This is a genomic window from Filimonas lacunae, from assembly GCF_002355595.1.
In the GTDB taxonomy this organism is placed as follows: Bacteria; Bacteroidota; Bacteroidia; order Chitinophagales; family Chitinophagaceae; genus Filimonas; species Filimonas lacunae.
Map to the genome: position 1 here is coordinate 1165384 of NZ_AP017422.1, position 17289 is coordinate 1182672.

Annotated in this window: 14 protein-coding genes; 12 read left to right on the top strand and 2 right to left on the bottom strand. The window is 45.4% G+C overall.

Annotated features, from left to right (window positions below; all coding sequences use genetic code 11):
• The first annotated feature begins 13 nt into the window (after positions 1-13).
• From FLA_RS04840 to FLA_RS04875, 8 genes are all read left to right on the top strand, one after another.
• The gene (locus FLA_RS04840) at positions 14-1558 is read left to right on the top strand and encodes a RagB/SusD family nutrient uptake outer membrane protein (RefSeq protein WP_076382353.1); all 1545 of its coding nucleotides are present in this window, start codon (positions 14-16) and stop codon (positions 1556-1558) included.
• A 6-nt stretch (positions 1559-1564) separates the two neighbouring features.
• Positions 1565-3349 carry an FG-GAP-like repeat-containing protein gene (locus FLA_RS04845; RefSeq protein ID WP_159445193.1) on the top strand — a complete coding sequence of 595 codons (1785 nt, stop codon included), beginning with the start codon at positions 1565-1567 and terminating at the stop codon, positions 3347-3349.
• 317 nt (positions 3350-3666) lie between these two features.
• Positions 3667-4257, top strand: a complete 591-nt coding sequence (locus FLA_RS04850; RefSeq protein ID WP_076382351.1) for a TetR/AcrR family transcriptional regulator — start codon at positions 3667-3669, stop codon at positions 4255-4257.
• 141 nt (positions 4258-4398) lie between these two features.
• Positions 4399-5211 carry an SDR family NAD(P)-dependent oxidoreductase gene (locus FLA_RS04855; protein ID WP_076382350.1) on the top strand — a complete coding sequence of 271 codons (813 nt, stop codon included), beginning with the start codon at positions 4399-4401 and terminating at the stop codon, positions 5209-5211.
• An 8-nt stretch (positions 5212-5219) separates the two neighbouring features.
• Positions 5220-5987 (top strand): SDR family oxidoreductase, encoded by a 768-nt coding sequence (locus tag FLA_RS04860; RefSeq protein ID WP_076382349.1) that lies wholly within the window; start codon positions 5220-5222, stop codon positions 5985-5987.
• Positions 5988-6016: 29 nt separating this feature from the next.
• Positions 6017-7018 carry an NADP-dependent oxidoreductase gene (locus FLA_RS04865; RefSeq protein ID WP_076382348.1) on the top strand — a complete coding sequence of 334 codons (1002 nt, stop codon included), beginning with the start codon at positions 6017-6019 and terminating at the stop codon, positions 7016-7018.
• Positions 7019-7422: 404 nt separating this feature from the next.
• Complete coding sequence (locus tag FLA_RS04870) at positions 7423-7761, top strand: hypothetical protein (RefSeq protein WP_076382347.1); 339 nt, start codon at positions 7423-7425, stop codon at positions 7759-7761.
• Positions 7762-8017: 256 nt separating this feature from the next.
• A complete protein-coding gene (locus tag FLA_RS04875) occupies positions 8018-9199 on the top strand; it encodes a metallophosphoesterase family protein (RefSeq protein WP_076382346.1) in 1182 nt (393 codons plus the stop codon).
• 130 nt (positions 9200-9329) lie between these two features.
• Here the strand turns inward: FLA_RS04875 and FLA_RS04880 are convergent, their stop codons facing one another.
• Positions 9330-10214 (bottom strand): DMT family transporter, encoded by an 885-nt coding sequence (locus FLA_RS04880; protein ID WP_076382345.1) that lies wholly within the window; start codon positions 10212-10214, stop codon positions 9330-9332.
• Between the two features lie 149 nt (positions 10215-10363).
• Here FLA_RS04880 and FLA_RS04885 point away from each other — a divergent pair, with 149 nt between their 5' ends.
• The 4 genes from FLA_RS04885 to FLA_RS04900 all read left to right on the top strand — a co-directional run bounded on the left by FLA_RS04885 (position 10364) and on the right by FLA_RS04900 (position 16221).
• Complete coding sequence (locus tag FLA_RS04885; protein ID WP_197705858.1) at positions 10364-11023, top strand: TetR/AcrR family transcriptional regulator; 660 nt, start codon at positions 10364-10366, stop codon at positions 11021-11023.
• 74 nt (positions 11024-11097) lie between these two features.
• Positions 11098-12354, top strand: coding sequence for an MFS transporter (locus tag FLA_RS04890; protein ID WP_076382343.1), 1257 nt, complete (start codon positions 11098-11100; stop codon positions 12352-12354).
• A gap of 13 nt (positions 12355-12367) precedes the next feature.
• Positions 12368-12931 (top strand): cysteine hydrolase family protein, encoded by a 564-nt coding sequence (locus tag FLA_RS04895; RefSeq protein WP_076382342.1) that lies wholly within the window; start codon positions 12368-12370, stop codon positions 12929-12931.
• A gap of 122 nt (positions 12932-13053) precedes the next feature.
• Positions 13054-16221, top strand: a complete 3168-nt coding sequence (locus FLA_RS04900) for a glycoside hydrolase family 2 TIM barrel-domain containing protein (protein WP_084206522.1) — start codon at positions 13054-13056, stop codon at positions 16219-16221.
• A 92-nt stretch (positions 16222-16313) separates the two neighbouring features.
• Here the strand turns inward: FLA_RS04900 and FLA_RS04905 are convergent, their stop codons facing one another.
• Positions 16314-17288: a quinone oxidoreductase family protein gene (locus tag FLA_RS04905; protein WP_076382341.1), complete on the bottom strand. Its 975-nt coding sequence runs from the start codon at positions 17286-17288 to the stop codon at positions 16314-16316.
• Position 17289 lies beyond the last annotated feature (1 nt).

Consider the following 17289-nt stretch of genomic DNA (forward strand, 5'->3'; position numbering starts at 1 on the left):
ATTGGCTATTATAATGAAAAAGATATTGATACCGGCAGCATTCCTGGCCATTGTAGCCAGCTCCTGCTCTAAAAGCTTTATTGAGCTTACCCCGAAGGATTCGTATACCGATGCTTCTTATTACAAAACGGAAACACAGTTTCGTGCGGCACTGGTTGCGGCTTATGCACCTTTGCGTGATGTGCTGATCAACGATTACTTTACTTCCGAAATGCACTCTGATAATACCGTGTATCAGCCTATTCCGGGTAACCGAGGTACTGCCTTTGTAGAAAGGGAAAATATATCTGATTTTGTTAACACTTCTACTAATTCCTATGCTGCTGCTACATGGCAGCATAGCTACACGGGTATTTCGCGTGCCAATATCATTATCTCCCGTTTAAAAACGGCAGCGATAGCCGACAGCGTTAAAGCGGGTATTGATGGGCAGGCGAAGTTTTTACGTGCGTTGAATTATTTTAAACTGGTACGCTTATATGGCGGGGTGCCTTTGTTTTTAGAAGAAGTAACTACTGCCGAAGATGCGTTTAAAGCCCGCTCTACGGCGGAGGAAGTCTACACACAGGTAGTGGCTGATGCCAAAGACGCGGTGAGTGAACTGGCTGCCCCGGGTAAGTTTCCACAAACAGGGGAAGCCACCAAAGGTTCTGCTACTATCTTACTGGCCGAAGTGTATTGCCAGCAAAAGAAATGGGCCGAGGCGGAAGCATTGCTGAATACCTTGCCCGGCATGGGCTACGATTTAAATGCTAACTATGCCGATGCGTTTTTGCCTGCGAATAAAAACAGCAAGGAGAGTTTGTTTGAAATACAGTTTTTAGGTGGTACCATGACGGGGGCTACGCCTAATGTGTTGTCGTTTCATTTCCTTCCCCGCAGTAAGGACACCAAATTACTCACAGGCATTACTATTGATAACACAGGTTCCGGTGGCTGGAACACACCCAGTACAGATCTGATACAAAGCTTTGAGCCTAATGATAAGCGTTTAGATGCTTCTATTGGCATAGCAGAAGGTACTTATGATGTCAGCAGTTATTTTGCCTATTCTGCTGTTAAAAGTGTGATCAACTATACGCCTGCTACGGGTAAAACCGGTGTGCCTTATATCAAAAAATACCTGCATGCCCCATTAGTAGCCACTACCGGTTCCAGCGATAATTTTCCTATCTATCGTTACGCCGATGCCCTGCTGTTGCTGGCAGAAGCTTTGAATGAGCAAAGCAGACCCGGTGAAGCCTTAATTCCTCTGAACAGGGTGCGCGCCAGGGCAGGACTTACGGCTATACAAAACACAGATATAGACATCCTACGCGATACTATTTTTCATGAGCGCCGTGTAGAGCTGGCTTTTGAAAACCACCGCTGGACCGATCTGCTGCGTGCCGGAAAGGCATTGACCGTGATTAATGATTTTGGTAAGAAAATCAGGCAGCAGCTTACTTACCTATCATCCGATGCGTATGTAATAGATGCACATAACCTGGTTTTTCCGATACCGCAGAATGAAGTGGGCCTGAATATTAAGATTAAACAGAATGATGGTTATTTTTAAATGCGTATGAAAAAGATAACAAATAGTTTTCAGAAAGCACTCTGCTTTCTGCTGGCCCTGCAACTGCAGGGCACAGTGCAGGCGCAGCACACTGCGGCTGCCAATAATGAGGAGGAGTTTAGTATTGTAGTATTGCCTGATACGCAATATTATACCGCAGAAAAGAACGGTGGCAAAAAGGAGATGTTCTATGCCCAAACAGACTGGATTGTAAAAAATGCTGCGAAAGAGCGTATTCAATACGTGATACAGCTGGGGGATATCAGTGATGACGGAGAGAAGATTCCACAGGAGTGGGTAAATGCTTCGGAGGCCATGTATCGCCTGGAAAAGCCCTTGCCCGGCTACCCGCAAGGTATTCCCTATGGCCTGGCGGTAGGCAACCACGATCAAACTAAAAGTCAGTTCCCGGTAACAGGCAAAACAGACCAGTATAACAAATACTTCGGCGTAGCGCATTTCAAAGGCAAGCAATGGTATGGTGGTCATTATGGCAATGATAATGATAGCCATTACGATTTACTTACGGTAGCAGGGATGAAGCTGCTGGTGCTGTATTTTGAATATGACTCCTACGATGAAAATATAGAAGGCCTTAACCGCTGGGCTGCTGGTGTACTGGAAAAATACAGCGACCGCAAAGCGATACTGGTAAGTCATTCTATCATTCATTTCAACAAAACTGCCGGTACCAACGAGAAAGGTTTTCCGCCTTTCTCTAAACAAGGCAAGCGTGTATTCGATCGCCTGAAAAGCTATCCCAACGTGATGATCACCTTATGCGGCCACGTAGGTGATAACGGCGAAGGTTACCGTCAGGATGGCTATGCCGGTAATGTGATTAAAACCTTTTTATCCGATTACCAAAGCCGGCCCCAAGGTGGTCACGGCCTGATGCGCCTGATGAGTTTTTCCCCGTCGAAAGACCTCATCCGCGTACGCACCTTCTCACCCTTTACCGGCGAAGAAGAAACCGATGCAGATAGCCAATTCACCTTACCCTGGCTGCATCATACCACGGTATCCCGTTTCCTGGATTATAATAACGACCAGGTAACAGACGTGTCGTTCTTTGCCAACGGCGACTGGAAAATTGCCGGCCAACCCCAGCAACACTTTGGTGAACCCGGTGACATAGCCGCGCCTGCTGATTACGATGGTGATGGCAAAACAGACCTGGCCGTATTCCGCCCCTCAGCAGGTAAGTTCTACCTGCAAAGCGGTAAAGTAGTCACCCTGGGCAACCCCGGTGATATACCGGTATGTGGCGATTGGGATGGCGATGGTTTTGCTGATGTGGCTGTTTATCGCCCTGCTACACTCACCTGGTATATTGACGGCATGGATAGCATTCGCTTTGGTCATAAAAACAGTGTGCCGGTACCTGCTGATTACGATGGCGATGGTATACTGGATGTTGGTGTTTTCAGAACCGATAACTCTTTATGGCAAACCAGCCTGGGCAATATCCCACTGGAAGTAAAACATACCCCCGGTGATATTCCGGTACCCGGTGACTACGATGGCGATGGCCGCGCAGAGATGGCGGTGTACAGGCCTGCTACCAACGAATGGCTGATTAACTTTAAAGCACCGGTGAAGTTTGGGCAGGCAGGTGATATACCCGTGCCGGGTAACTACCACAAGGGGGGTAAGACATTGCCTGCGGTATACAGGCAGGGAAAGATTTATGTGCAGGATGGAATGGTGATAGAAGCAGGAGAGGGGAATGTGCAGGAGCTGTTGAATGTGCTGCCGGGAGTGCGGATGTTGGGAAAAGTAACTCAATAGATTGGTTAAAGGCATCTGCCTTACAAGCAGAGGGGGAACCCGTGTGCTTCCCCCAACAAAAAAGCCTTGCAGAAATGTAAGGCTTTTTTGTTGGGCTTGATTTGCCCGCTGCTCTTAATTCATGATGATCCAAAGCTTTTCAATACATCAAAAGTAAAGGAATTGTACCACTCTGATTCCCATTGACTAAAACGCGTAGCATATCATCAATTAGCAAACAATACAACTGTTTTTTGTATATAATGAAAATATAAATATACCTGAAGGTATATGTTAATAAACTTTTTAGTTTATTTTTGACCTTCAATTTACTAGTGATGTTGACAAAAGCAGAAAGAACAAAACAATTTATTTTGGAGACAGCTGCGCCCATTTTTAACCAGAAGGGGATTTCGGGTGCCAACATAGATGATGTGCTGGATGCTGCAAAGCTGACTAAGGGCTGCCTTTACGGCCATTTCGAAAGCAAGGAGGATCTGGCTCTTCAGGTCGTTGAACACATGCTCGAAAAAAATGTCGAAAAAATGAGGTCTACTATCAGTAAAGGTAAAACTGCTAAGGCTAAGGTATTCGCCTTTCTTGACTTCTATAAAGACCCTCTGAATACTTATCTTAAAGGCGGGTGCCCCATATTTAACATTGCTGTGGAATCCGATGATAATTTTCCGGCTATCAAAGACAAAATCGCAGGTGTTATCCGAAACGGGCAGAACATTTTTGTGAGCATACTTAATGAAGGTATACAGGCTGGTGAATTTTCTGCTGATCTTGATCCGGTGGTGTATGCATTTAAGGCAGTATCTGCCGTAGAAGGAGGTGTTGTATTGTGCAGGGCCATGAACACAGCTAAGCCTATGTCAGGGTTAATCAAAAGCCTTAAAATGGAATTGGAAAGCTATGCAAGCTAGCTTTTTTATTGCCAATAAATATACCAAAAAGTATATTATGTTGCTTTCGATACCATCAAACATCTTTTCCGTGTTATCTCAATAGTAAAGAAAATCCTTTTGCAGCATTAAAAATATACTAAAAGGTATAAAATAAGAATCATGAAATCAGATAAAAAAACGGTACTGGTAACAGGTGCATCATCGGGCATTGGACTGCTTGTTGCCAGCAGGTTACACGAAAATGGCTACGAAGTCATTGGCACAAGCCGTAATCCGGAAAAGCACCAGGGAAAATTACCTTTTAAGTTGTTGCAAATGGACCTGGATGATCCCCAATCCATAGCGTCATTTGGCAAGCAGCTGTTCGGTCATATCAAACAGCTGGATGTGCTGATCAATAATGCAGGATATCTGGTAAACGGCCTTGCCGAGGAAACGCCTATTGAGTTTGGTAAGCAGCAATTTGAAACGAACTTTTGGGGAACGATCAGATTAACCAACGAGTTGTTGCCTTATTTCCGGGAACAAAAACATGGGAAAATAATCACGATTGGTTCGCTTCTGGGCTTAGTAGGTCTTCCGAATGTTTCCTATTACGCAGCATCCAAACATGCCCTCGAAGGTTACTTTAAGTCACTTCGGTTTGAACTGAGCCAGTTCAATATCAAGGTTGTTATGGTTGAGCCGATGAGTTTTAAAACCAATATCGGTGAAAGTGCAACTGTTGCAGAAGGTACGATGGGAGACTACGATCAGTTCCGTGAAAAGATTATCGCATATACCCGGAAGACATTTGATGATGCGCCGGAACCTACCCCTGTTATCAATACTTTATTACGAACGGTGAGGGAAAGTAATCCGAAATTCAGTTACCCTGTGGGAAAAGGAGCATCTATTGTGCTACTGCTTCAGCATTTTGCCTATAAGGTTTTCGAGAAATCCATTCTAAAATCTATTAACGCTTCAAAATAGAATAAACAATGCAACTAAAAGGAAAAACGGTACTTATCACGGGAGGCGCATCTGGTATCGGATTAGAAGCTGCAAAACAATTTTTAAACAACGGAGCCAGGGTGATTATCACTGGCAGAAACCAGATTAAATTAGACGAGGCTAAGCGACTATATCCGACAATAACAGCTATTAAAAGTGATGTATCAGATGAGGACGATGCGCAAAAGCTTTTCAACCAGATACAACAATTGGGCGGTATAGATATTCTGTATAACAATGCGGGCGTATTAACAGCCCCCATTAACCTCGGAATAGCGACTGACCAGCATTTTGCAGATGCTGCGTATGAAATCAACGTCAATTACCTGGCAGTGATCCGGCTCAACAACCTTTTCATGGATATGCTGAAAGCCCGCAAAGAAAGCGCCATCATTAATACAACCTCTCTGCTTAGTTATGTACCTGCGATTCTGGAAGCTACTTATTCGGCGTCTAAAGTGGCATTACAGTTTTACACGCGGGCGTTAAGGAAACACCTGCAACTCCTGGATAGTAAAGTGAAAGTGTTTGAAGTTCTGCCGCCGCTTGTCGCTACCGAAATGACAGCTGACAGGAAGGATAAGAAAATGACCTCTGAAAAAATGGTAAAGGCACTAATTGCAGGACTTGAAAATGATCAACCCACTATCCGTGTTGGTGATACTAAAGCAGTTTACATTCTTAACCGTTTTTTTCCGGGATTAACTTTCAATCTGGTCAACCCTAAGAAGAATTATAGACTATTGATGCCTTAATTATTTATCTCAACTTTAAAAATAAAAAAATGAAAGCATTTATCATAGATAAGTACACAAAGAAGGACGGTGGTCATATAGGTCAGATGCCGGCACCAGAACCCCAAGCCGATGAGGTATTGGTAGAGGTACACGCTGCCGGTATTAACCTGCTTGATTCAAAGATCAGAAGTGGTGAGTTCAAAATTCTTTTAACCTACAAAACTCCCTTTATTTTAGGACATGACGTGGCCGGAGTGGTCACCAAAGTAGGGCCTGCCGTACAGAAATTTAAAGTGGGAGATGAGGTGTATTCGAGACCTGCAGATTACCGGATAGGAACGTTCGCAGAATTTATTGCAGTAAAAGAAAAAGACCTGGCGCTTAAACCGAAAAATCTTTCGATGGAAGAAGCGGCAGCCATTCCACTTGTTGGTTTAACTGCCTGGCAGGCATTGATACAAAAAGGCAACCTTAAGAAAGGTCAAAAAGTGTTCATACAGGCAGGTTCCGGTGGCGTAGGTACATTTGCCATTCAACTGGCCAGGTACATGGGCGCCACCGTGGCTACAACTACCAGTGCAGGCAATACAGCGCTTGTTAAAAGCCTCGGCGCAGACGTTGTTATCGACTATAAGAAAGATGATTTTGAGAGGGTCCTGAGCGACTATGATCTCGTTTTACATAGTCAGGATGCAAAAACGCTTGAAAAATCGCTGCGTGTATTAAAACCCGGCGGAAAACTCATTTCTATCTCCGGACCGCCAGACCCGGATTTCGCAAAAGAAGCTGGAGTTCCGGGGTTTGTAAAATTGTTAATCCGCATTCTAAGCGCCGCCACAAGAAGGAAAGCCCGGAAGCTCAATGTTGGTTTTTCATTTCTATTCATGAAGGCCAACGGAAATCAGTTGACGGAAATCACAGCGTTGATTCATTCCGGCATTATTAAGCCCGTTATGGACAAAGTGTACCCTTTTTCGGAAATCAAGGAAGCTATTACCTACGTGGAAAGCGGCCGGGCTAAAGGAAAAGTAGTTGTTAAACTAAAATAATAATGCGCCTGCTTGTTAAATAACTATCGTTTGGATTGGATACGAATAGCATAGGTAATTGACATGGTTAACCAATTTTTCCATTCACAAAATCAACCCCGCTACTGGCAATCCGTTTGCAAACCAACTACTTAGTAAACCCACTTATAATATGAGTATGTTAAATGAAATTTACTATCTAAAGTGCTGTTTATTAAATATTTATGATGGTGATAGGTTTACATGTGATTAAAGCAGAAAAAGTGTCTCCCTTAAACAGGTGCAGATATAGATAGCGGCGGAAAGAGTTAACAGGAAATAGGGAGTCATCCACATATATTATCTGTTTCATAGCCGGGCAAAACGTTTGTACTGTTTTTATACCGTTATTAACGGTTTGAAAACTAAACGGGGGATTGACTGCTATGAAAAAGAAAACGGGTATCGATACTTATGCTGTGATGGTTTTTGATGAAATAGCCGCCTGGTGCCAAAGAACGGGAGTGCTGCTGCAAAGTATTTTTCCCGGTGAGGTATCGCGGTATCAGCAGGTGAAGAAAAGAATAGAGCTGGTAGCGCGGATATTGGAAGAAGGTATGTCGGCAGGAACGAAGAGTAGTATGAGAAGGATGGATTATTTTGATGAAGTGAGTTCCATTATTGTTGCTGTTGCAGATAAGCACAAACGCTTCCAGGAAATGCTGGTAGGAAAAGGCGGCGGAAATGGTAAAGTGTCGCAGTTTTATAAAGCGAGACGCGGGTAAGATGATGAAAATCGTTTAAATCGTTGCATTAAATAATTATAACCGAATTGTAAACCAATCATTAAATGTGTTTGGTGTTGCTACTTGGCAATGCTTCTTCGGTTCCTTTGCACAAAATGGAAAGGATGTATTCTGGCTTACTAACCTGCTTATTCATCTGTATTGTGGGCTGTTCGGGCATCATTTGTTTAGCTGCTGGTAAATTCCTGTAATCATCTGCCTTCTGTTTTGTTTTTATTTAATAAACGATAGACCCATGACAAAATCATTGATTTCCCGTAAGGCTTTGCTGGCGCTACCCCTGGTGGCTGCTATGGCTGGTGTAGGATGTAAAAAAGACGAAAAATCTGTAGAAGGAAACATGCCTGCTTCTGTTCAGTTTGTGTTTACTTCAGATGCGCACTATGGTTTAACCCGTGCCGCATTCCAGGGTAAAACAAAGGTAGACGCGCATGTAGTGAACGCAGCGATGGTGGCGCAAATGAACACCTTGCCTGGAATGACACTGCCTGCCGACAGTGGTGTAAACGCTGGTTTAAAAATTAACACAGTAGATTATATCCTGGAAGGTGGCGATATTGCTAACAGAATGGAAACCAGTGCCAGCGTGCAAACAGCCGCTGCTTCGTGGGATCAGTTTAAAACAGACTACCTGCAAAGCCTTACTGTTAAAAATGGTAACGGGCAAAATGCAGAATTGCTGATGGTGCCTGGTAACCATGATGTATCTAATACTATCGGCTATTATGCCACCATGAATCCATTAACGGATGCTACTTCTATGGCAGGTATTTACAACCTGATGTTTAATACCACCACTAAAACAGCTGCTAACTATAATTATAACAACGATCGCATTAACTATTCAAGAGAAATTGGTGGTGTGCATTTTTGCTTTATTCAAATGTGGCCTGATTCCAGCGTACGTATCTGGATGGAGAAAGACCTGCAAGCCATAGCATCTACCACACCGGTGATCATTGTAGCGCACGATCAGCCAGCTGTAGTAACCAACCACTTTACCAATCCTAACGGCGATCATTCTATTAATGCCACTGATAAGTTTGATAACGTATTAGACGAGCACCTGAAAGATGGTAGTTCTTCTACCGGTTCTGATGCTATTGAGCAAAGAGCATTTGTAGCTTTTCTGAAAAAGCATACCAACATCAAAGCGTATTTGCATGGACATGTGCACGAAAGCAAGTACTACACTTATGCTGGTCCGGATAGCGATATTTCCCTGCCAACCGTTGGTGCTGACTCGCCCATGAAAGGGGTAGTGTCTGCCACAGACGAAACCAAGTTGACTTTCCATTTTGGTGCATTGGATACGCAAAAGCAAGTGCTTACTATGAGGGAGTGTTACTGGAACCCAACTGCTACTGCTGGTGCAGCTATTCAGTGGGGGAAGACGTGTACTATTTCTTTGAAGTAAGAGGAGATTTTTTAATAATAGAAAAAGGCCGGTTCTTCTTTAAAAGAGGAACCGGCCTTTGCTATTCATGTTGTTCAGGATCTACAGAACCATTGCAAGTAAATAAGGAAAAAGAAACATGCTGTTAGGTTCAATGCGCTGCTGTTTCCTTCTTACTATCCGCAATAATACTAATCAGCACCCCCGTCAAAATCAACACAATCCCTGCTAGTAAAGCTCCCGTAAATGGTTCCTGGAACAGCAATACGCTAATGGCTACCGCCGTAACCGGCTCCACAGCTCCCATAATAGAAGTAGGGGTAGAACCAATCAACTTAATGGCATACACCAAAGCTGTAATAGAACCCACACAGGTAATCAAACCAAATAGCGTAATGTGCAATAAGGTGCCTGCACCGGGCACTATAAAAGAATGTAGCACCAGCACTTTACACAGATAAAATAGGGCAGAAAACAACATAGAGTAAAACGATATAGTGATGCCTGGTACCTGTAGTTTGGCTTTGTTTACCGCCACAATGTAAATAGCATAACACAGGGCGCATAAAAGTGCTACTACCAGGCCGGCCACATTGATATGAAAATTGGCGTCTTTGATGCTAAGGGCAAATATGCCGCACAGGGTAATGAACAAGGATAGCACGGTTAGCCTGGTTAATTTTTCCTGGAAAAAGAAAGCCATGATCAGCGCCACCATAATCGGGTAAACAAACAACAGGGTAGAGGCGATGCCGGGAGAAAGCAGGTCGTACCCCATGAATAACAATTCTGAGCTGAATGCAAATAAGCTACCTAACGCGCCCAGAATAATCAGTTCGCGACTGTTGACTTTCAGGGCTTTCTTTGTATAAACGATATAGCCCAGCAGCACCAGGGCGGAAATGAAGAAGCGATAAAATAAAGTAAGGTCTACCGAAAAGTGTATGGCTTTGAGGGGTAGCATAAATAAAGGGATCAGGCCGTAAAAAATGGCCGAGAATATAGCCAGCAAATATCCTTTTACCTTATTATTCATATTGGATTTTATTATGCCAGTTGAACAATTACCTGGATTTGTACGGGTGAATGTACAGGTAAAGCGCCGGTTTTTGGAGGTGTACTTGGGTGGTTTATCTTTTTTTGCCCGGAATATCAGTGATTCACTTTTCGACAAAATTTGTTTGTATGTCGAAAATGAATGTACCTTTGTACTCTACAAGCAACACTTTCATGTCAGCCACCAATGCGATAAAAGAAGATTTGATGCAGCAGCAGATTTTGCAGGCGGCGCAGCAGCTGTTTCAAAAGCATGGTTATCAGAAGGTAACGATGGATGATGTGGCGAAGGCTATTGGCAAGGGTAGAAGTTCCTTGTATTACTACTACAAGAATAAGGATGAAGTATTTGATGCGGTGATGGACGCTGAAATCAGCGATATTATGGCAGAACTTGCGCGTGCGGTAGAGCAGGCCACTACGGTGGAGCAAAAGCTGCGTACGTATGGTGTTACCAAAACCAAAATTTCCCGTAAAAAGAAGTCTTTCTTCGATGCGCTGGAAACGGGCATGCATCCGGATGAAATGCCGCAATATGCTCAAAAGAAGGTGGCTATTCAGAAAAAGATCAGGAAGGAAGAAGCAGCTTTGTTAAGCAAGGTGTTGAAACAGGGCACAGCCCAGGGAGAAGTGGCAACGCTGGACGCTAAAGAGCAGGACATGATTTTATTTGTGTTTGCCAGCACATTGCGTGGGTTTAAGCGGGAGATGATGGTGGATAGCAGTTTGGCGCGTATTGAGCAGGCTATTGATGTGCTGGTGCAGATGACCATGCTACGTCTTCGGTAAGGAACATTTTTTTGCTTTGTTTTCGACATTTTATCAAAAAGTGTCGAATTGTAAAAGCGACGATGATATTATTTATGACTCAAGTAGAAACCAGGAACGCCTTCCGGGCTTTCCGTAACAGAAATTATGCATTGTTTTTTTGCGGGCAATCTATTTCGCAAATAGGTACCTGGATGCAGCGTACAGCGGTGAGCTGGGTGGTGTATTCCATTACGCACTCGGCTTATATGTTAGGGCTGGCGGTGTTTGCACAGCAGTTTCCTTCCTTTTTGTTTTCGTTGTTAGGGGGTATAGTTTCTGATCGTTATAACCGGCGTACTATATTATTGATTACGCAAACTGTTTCCTTGCTGCAATCGGTATTGCTGGCTATTCTTACCCTTACACATCAGTATGCGGTATGGCAAATTCTGGCGTTAAGTGTATTGCTGGGCGTTGTGAATGCGTTTGATACACCGGCCCGGCAACCGATGGTGCACGAGTTGGTGCATAATAAAGAAGACATCAGCAACGCGCTGGCATTGAACTCGGCCATGGTAAACATTGCCCGGTTAATAGGCCCGGCTTTGTCGGGTATTGTGTTGCAAACGTTTGGCGCACATACCTGTTTTACATTAAACGCAGTAAGTTTTCTGGCGGTGATCACCTCGCTGTTACTGATGAAGCTACCTGCTTTTGTGCCGCCTGCTACTAAAAAGAAAGCGGTTACTGAGTTGGCAGAAGGGTTCCGGTATTTGCGGCAAACGCCGCGCATAGGCATCATCATTATTTTTACCATGTGCATGGGGCTGCTGGTGTTGCCGTATGACACGCTGATGCCGGTTTTTGCCAAAGTGATTTTTACAGGGGATGCCCTCACTTTTGGGTATATAGCCAGTGCAGTGGGGTTGGGATCGATAGTGGCCAGTTTTTACCTGGCTTCTTTACACAAAAGCGCCAATCTTACCCGTATTCTCTTGATAAGCATTGGCGTGTTAGGTGTGGGGCTGATCGGCTTTTCCCGTTGTACATCTTTTTATGCGGCCATTCCTTTTGCGGTGGTCATCGGGTTGGCTTCGCTTACGCCTATGACGGTTAGTATCACCATTATACAAATGGAAGCAGCGGCACCTATGCGGGGCCGGGTAATGAGCTATATAGCCATGGCTTATTTTGGCATGTTGCCCTTAGGGAGTTTGCTGGCCGGGGCTGTTTCTCAAAGCCTGTCTGCGCCGTTTACCATGCTGGTGCAGGGGGGCATTGCTGTGGCCATAGCAGGCGTATTCTCCCGGCACCTCCGGCAACACGCTTCTGCTGCCGATGACAGCGGCACCATTCAACAATCATCATAAAACAGACAATACAATGAGCAACAACAGCAACACTGCTTTATTAGTAATGGACATGCAAACAGCTATGTTGGGTATGATACCGGAAGCAGCCACACTTACCGGTAAGGTGGCACAGGCTATAGAAAGCGCCCGCAGCAATAACATATCGGTGATTTATGTGGTGGTGGGTTTCAGGGCCGGAGCGCCGGAGATAAGCGCGAATAACAAAGGGTTTATGGCCAGCAAACCCATGTTTGCCAATATTACCCCGGCTGAGTTTACGGCCATACACCCCAGCGTGGCGCCACAGGAAAACGAATGTGTGGTGGTAAAGCGCCGGGTAAGTGCTTTTACCGGCAGCGACCTGGAAGTGGTATTGCGTGCTTTTCAAATTCAGCACCTGGTGTTAACAGGTATTGCTACCAGCGGGGTGGTATTATCTACTTTGCGCGAAGCGGCCGATAAAGATTACCGTATTACGGTGTTGGGCGATGGCTGTGCCGACAGGGAAGAGGAAGTGCACCAGTTTTTAAATACCCGGATATTTCCACGCCAGGCCGACGTGGTTACTGTGGAAGAATGGATAGCTGGTGTATAAAATATCCCCTATGCGGAGGATGCCGGGGATAAGAGGAGTTTTCCCCCTGTTAATTGATTAAAATACCCCCCTTTGGGGGCAGCTGTCCTGCTTTATTTTGTGTGAGTAAAAGAATACACCGCATGAAGAGGAATTGCCATTTGTTGATAGTGCTGCTGGCGCTGCTTGCCTTAACCCCGACCTTACAGGCGCAGCACCAGGAGAAACGTTACCAGGATACCACAACTGCACGCCGGGGAGTGCCCTGGCTCGATGAAACCATTGCCGAGGAGCACCGGCTGCCCATGCATGCTACCTTTTACAGTTATGAAAGTGAAGCCAAAGCTACAAAGGGTAACTGGCGGGAGTCGGAAAATTATCTTTCCCTGGATGGCCCCTGGCGGTTTTATTATGTGAACAAGCCGGACGAATTACCGGCCGGTTTTGAAAAAAACAGCTTTAACGATACTCAATGGCCTTTATTCCCTGTGCCAGGTAACTGGGAACTGAATGGCTATGGATTTCCCATTTATACCACTGATGGTTTTGAATTCAGGTATCTGATGAAGCAGTTGACGCCCCCGGCGGTGCCGCTTAGTTTTGATCCTACGGCGGTATATCGCCGAGAAGTAGAGATTCCGGCTAACTGGAATGGCAAACAGGTGGTGTTGCATATTGGTGCGGCCAAGTCTAACCTGAGTGTATGGGTAAACGGGGCTTATGTGGGATATGGAGAGGATAGCAAGCTGCCTTCTGAATTTGATATTACCCCTTACCTGCACAAGGGAAAGAACCTGGTAACATTGAAGGTAATGCGCTGGTGCGATGGCAACTACCTGGAAGACCAGGATATGTGGCGTATCAGTGGTATTGAGCGTAGTTGCTTTCTGGTGGCGCGCAATCCCGTGCATTTGTATGATGTAGAACTACAGCCAGAACTGGACGCAGCTTATAAAGATGCCATCCTGCAGGTGCATTGCCTGCTGAACCAACCGCCACAGCAGGGGATGAAGGCTGAGATAGTGTTATGGAAAGCGGGGAAACAGATAGCGGCTATTACCCGTGCATTTGATTCGGCCCGCTTGCATTGCGCATTACCGGTAAAAGCGCCGTTATTATGGACAGCGGAAACGCCGGAGTTATACCAGGTAAGCATCAGTATCCGGGATGCCGGTGGTCGCCTGCTGGAAACCACTACACAGCAAACCGGCTTTCGCACGATAGCTATTAAGGATGGCATGTTGCTGGTGAATGGCCAGCCTATTTTAATCAAAGGCGTGAACCGGCATGAAACCGATCCGCAAACCGGACATGTCATTTCCCGCGAAGCCATGATTAAGGATATACAACTGATGAAGCAATTCAATATCAATGCTGTCAGATGCTCGCATTATCCCAATAGTGAAACCTGGCTGGAGCTATGTGATGAATATGGATTGTACGTTATAGATGAAGCCAATATTGAATCGCATGGTATGGGTTATGATATTACGCGCACAATGGCTAATCGTCCCACTTGGGTTACAGCCCATCTGTTGCGTGTGCAGCGTATGATGGAAAGAGATAAGAATCATCCTTCTATTATTATATGGAGCATGGGAAATGAAGCGGGTAACGGGTATAACTTTTATTCCTGCTATCTGTGGATGAAGCAGCGCGATAGCAGCAGACCTGTGCAATACGAAAGGGCGGTGGCCGATTATCGCCGCCTTACCTGGGAGTGGAATTCGGATGTGATTAACCCGATGTATACATCGCCGGGTGCTATGGTGGAGTATGTGAAGAACAACCCGCAGCCGGTGCGTCCTTTTGTGCTGGTGGAATATGCGCATGCTATGGGTAACTCGCTGGGCAATTTCACCGATTACTGGAAAGTGATACGCAATAACAAAAAGCATTTCCAGGGTGGCTATATCTGGGATTTTGTAGACCAGAGTTTTCAACGCCCGAACAGCAAGGGGGATACAGTATACACCTATGGTGGCGACTATGAGCCGGAAGAAGCGGTTACCGACTGGAACTTTACTGCCAAAGGTATTTTCTATGCCAACCGCACGCCATACCCACATGCCTGGGAAATGAAAAAGGTATACCAGGATATACATACCCGCTTATCGGGAACTGATTCTATTACCATTTATAATGAAAGGTTTTTTACAGCTATAAAAGGGATAGCGTTGCAATGGGAGTTGGTAGTAGATGGCAAAAAGGTGCAAAGCGGTGAGGTGAAGGATTGGCAGGTGGCTCCTCAACAGTATGTTACCCTGCACCTGCCTTATAACAAACCCACCACAGGCGAAGCGTTCCTGAACCTGGCATATAGTACCACAACAGCGCAGCCGCTGGTGCCTGCTGGCTGGGTAGTGGCTACCGAGCAGTTGCCTGTGCAGGTGGCGCAGCCGGTAATGGTGGTGGTGCAAAGCGCCGGTACTATTACACGCAAGGAGTTGCCTGGTAAACTACAGTTTAGTGGCAATAAGCTTACAGTGGCTTTTGATAAGGCTACCGGTAAGCTGTGTGAATATAATAGCCGGGGAGCTGCTTTGCTGGACACGGCCTATGCGGTTACGCCCAATTTCTGGCGTGCCCCTACAGATAATGATTACGGCGCCAAAACGCCTGTGAAATTACAGGCATGGAAGCAAGCCACGCAACAGCAGGTGTTATCAGGGATAACAGATACGCTGCGTAACGGATTGGCTATAGTGCAGGCCAGCTACCAGCTGCCTGCTGTAAAAGCCACCCTGCATATTCGTTATGAGTTCAATGCTGCTGGTAAAATGCTGGTGCAGCAATGGCTGGAAGCCAGTGCAGATACTTCGGTGAAAGTAGCAGTAATGCCCAGGTTTGGAATGCATTGGATATTGCCCAAAGGGTTTGAGTACGTGCATTATTATGGAAGAGGTCCACAGGAAAACTACGCCGACAGGAATTTTGCGGCACAGGTAGGTATTTATCAGCAAACGGTGGATGCGCAATACTTTCCTTATGTGGTGCCACAGGAAACAGGTAACAAAACCGAGGTGCGTTGGTGGCATATCATCAATAAGCAGGGCAGGGGATTGCGTGTATATAGCGATTCACTTTTAAGCATCAGTGCTTTGCATTTTTTTGACAGCGACCTGGATAATGGAGCCAAACGTAACCAGCGTCATGCCGCCAACCTGGTAAAGCGCGAGCAAACACAACTGAATATAGATGGTAAACAAATGGGGGTGGGCGGTATTGACAGCTGGGGTGCTATGCCACTGCAACAATATCTGTTGCCTTATGGTAATTACCGGTATAGTTATATGATAGAGCCTTTGTAACAGGCTGCAAGAATAGGTAGTAAGAAGGTGAAAACGGGAACAGGTATCGAATGGCCTGTTCCCGTTTTTGATGGTGGTATGCCTTCCGGCGATTAAATGATGACCACTAATCTTTTGCCGTCTGTATCTGTTGTTTGCCACAGGGATTCCAGTTCTTCTAATCGAATGTTTACGGTATCTGCCTGTAGCTGGTGATCTGCCGCCAGTTGAAACATTTCAGGTATGATGTCTGTAAACAATTGCTGAAATTCTGCCCTGCTCCAGCTACCCAGGCCGGAGCCGGATAATTGCAGATCCACACTTCTGATTGTTTCTGCAGACAATTGAATAGTATCGCCTGTTACAGCGCCAATAGAAACAAAACGGGTTTTATGTGTAAAGGTGCCGGTGCCTTTTAATACCTCCAGTAGCAATTCGGCAGAACGCCCCCATAAATAATCAATAATAATATCAATAGGTGTAACGGTATGTATTTGTTTCAGTTGTGCCGTAATGTTTTCCTCACTCTGTTTCAGTGATACTATTTCATCTGCGCCCAGTTGTAGCAGGGATTGCAGGGTTTGTTCATTTCTGCCCGTTACTATAATTTTTTTAGCGCCATAATGCCGGGCAATCTGCACCGCTATAACGCCTGTAAAACCTGTGGCGCCATTAATGAGTACGGTTTCTCCTGCCTGCATAGCGGCTCTGAAACGCAGTGCCATTGCCGAGCCGGCTACTGCATTGGGCAAAGCGGCAGCGGTAGCGTCATCTATGCCCTCGGGTAGTGCTATTGTTTTATTCTTTTCTACAATGGCTTTTTCTGCTACCATACCTGTAACACCCAAAGCAAATACTCTTGTGCCATCAGCTAAAATGCCCACACCATCGCCACCAATTACTTTGGCCTGTTGTATATCGCCTTGAGTAGAATAATGTTTGCCGCTGGCCCTTGCCTTATCCAGGTTTTTAATAGCAGCGGCTTTTACAGATAGTACCAGTTGGTTTTCGTTACTGGCAACAGGCTCCGGAAAGTTGTTGATATATTGAGGAGCCTGATTTTGCGGAAATAATACAACTGCTTTCATT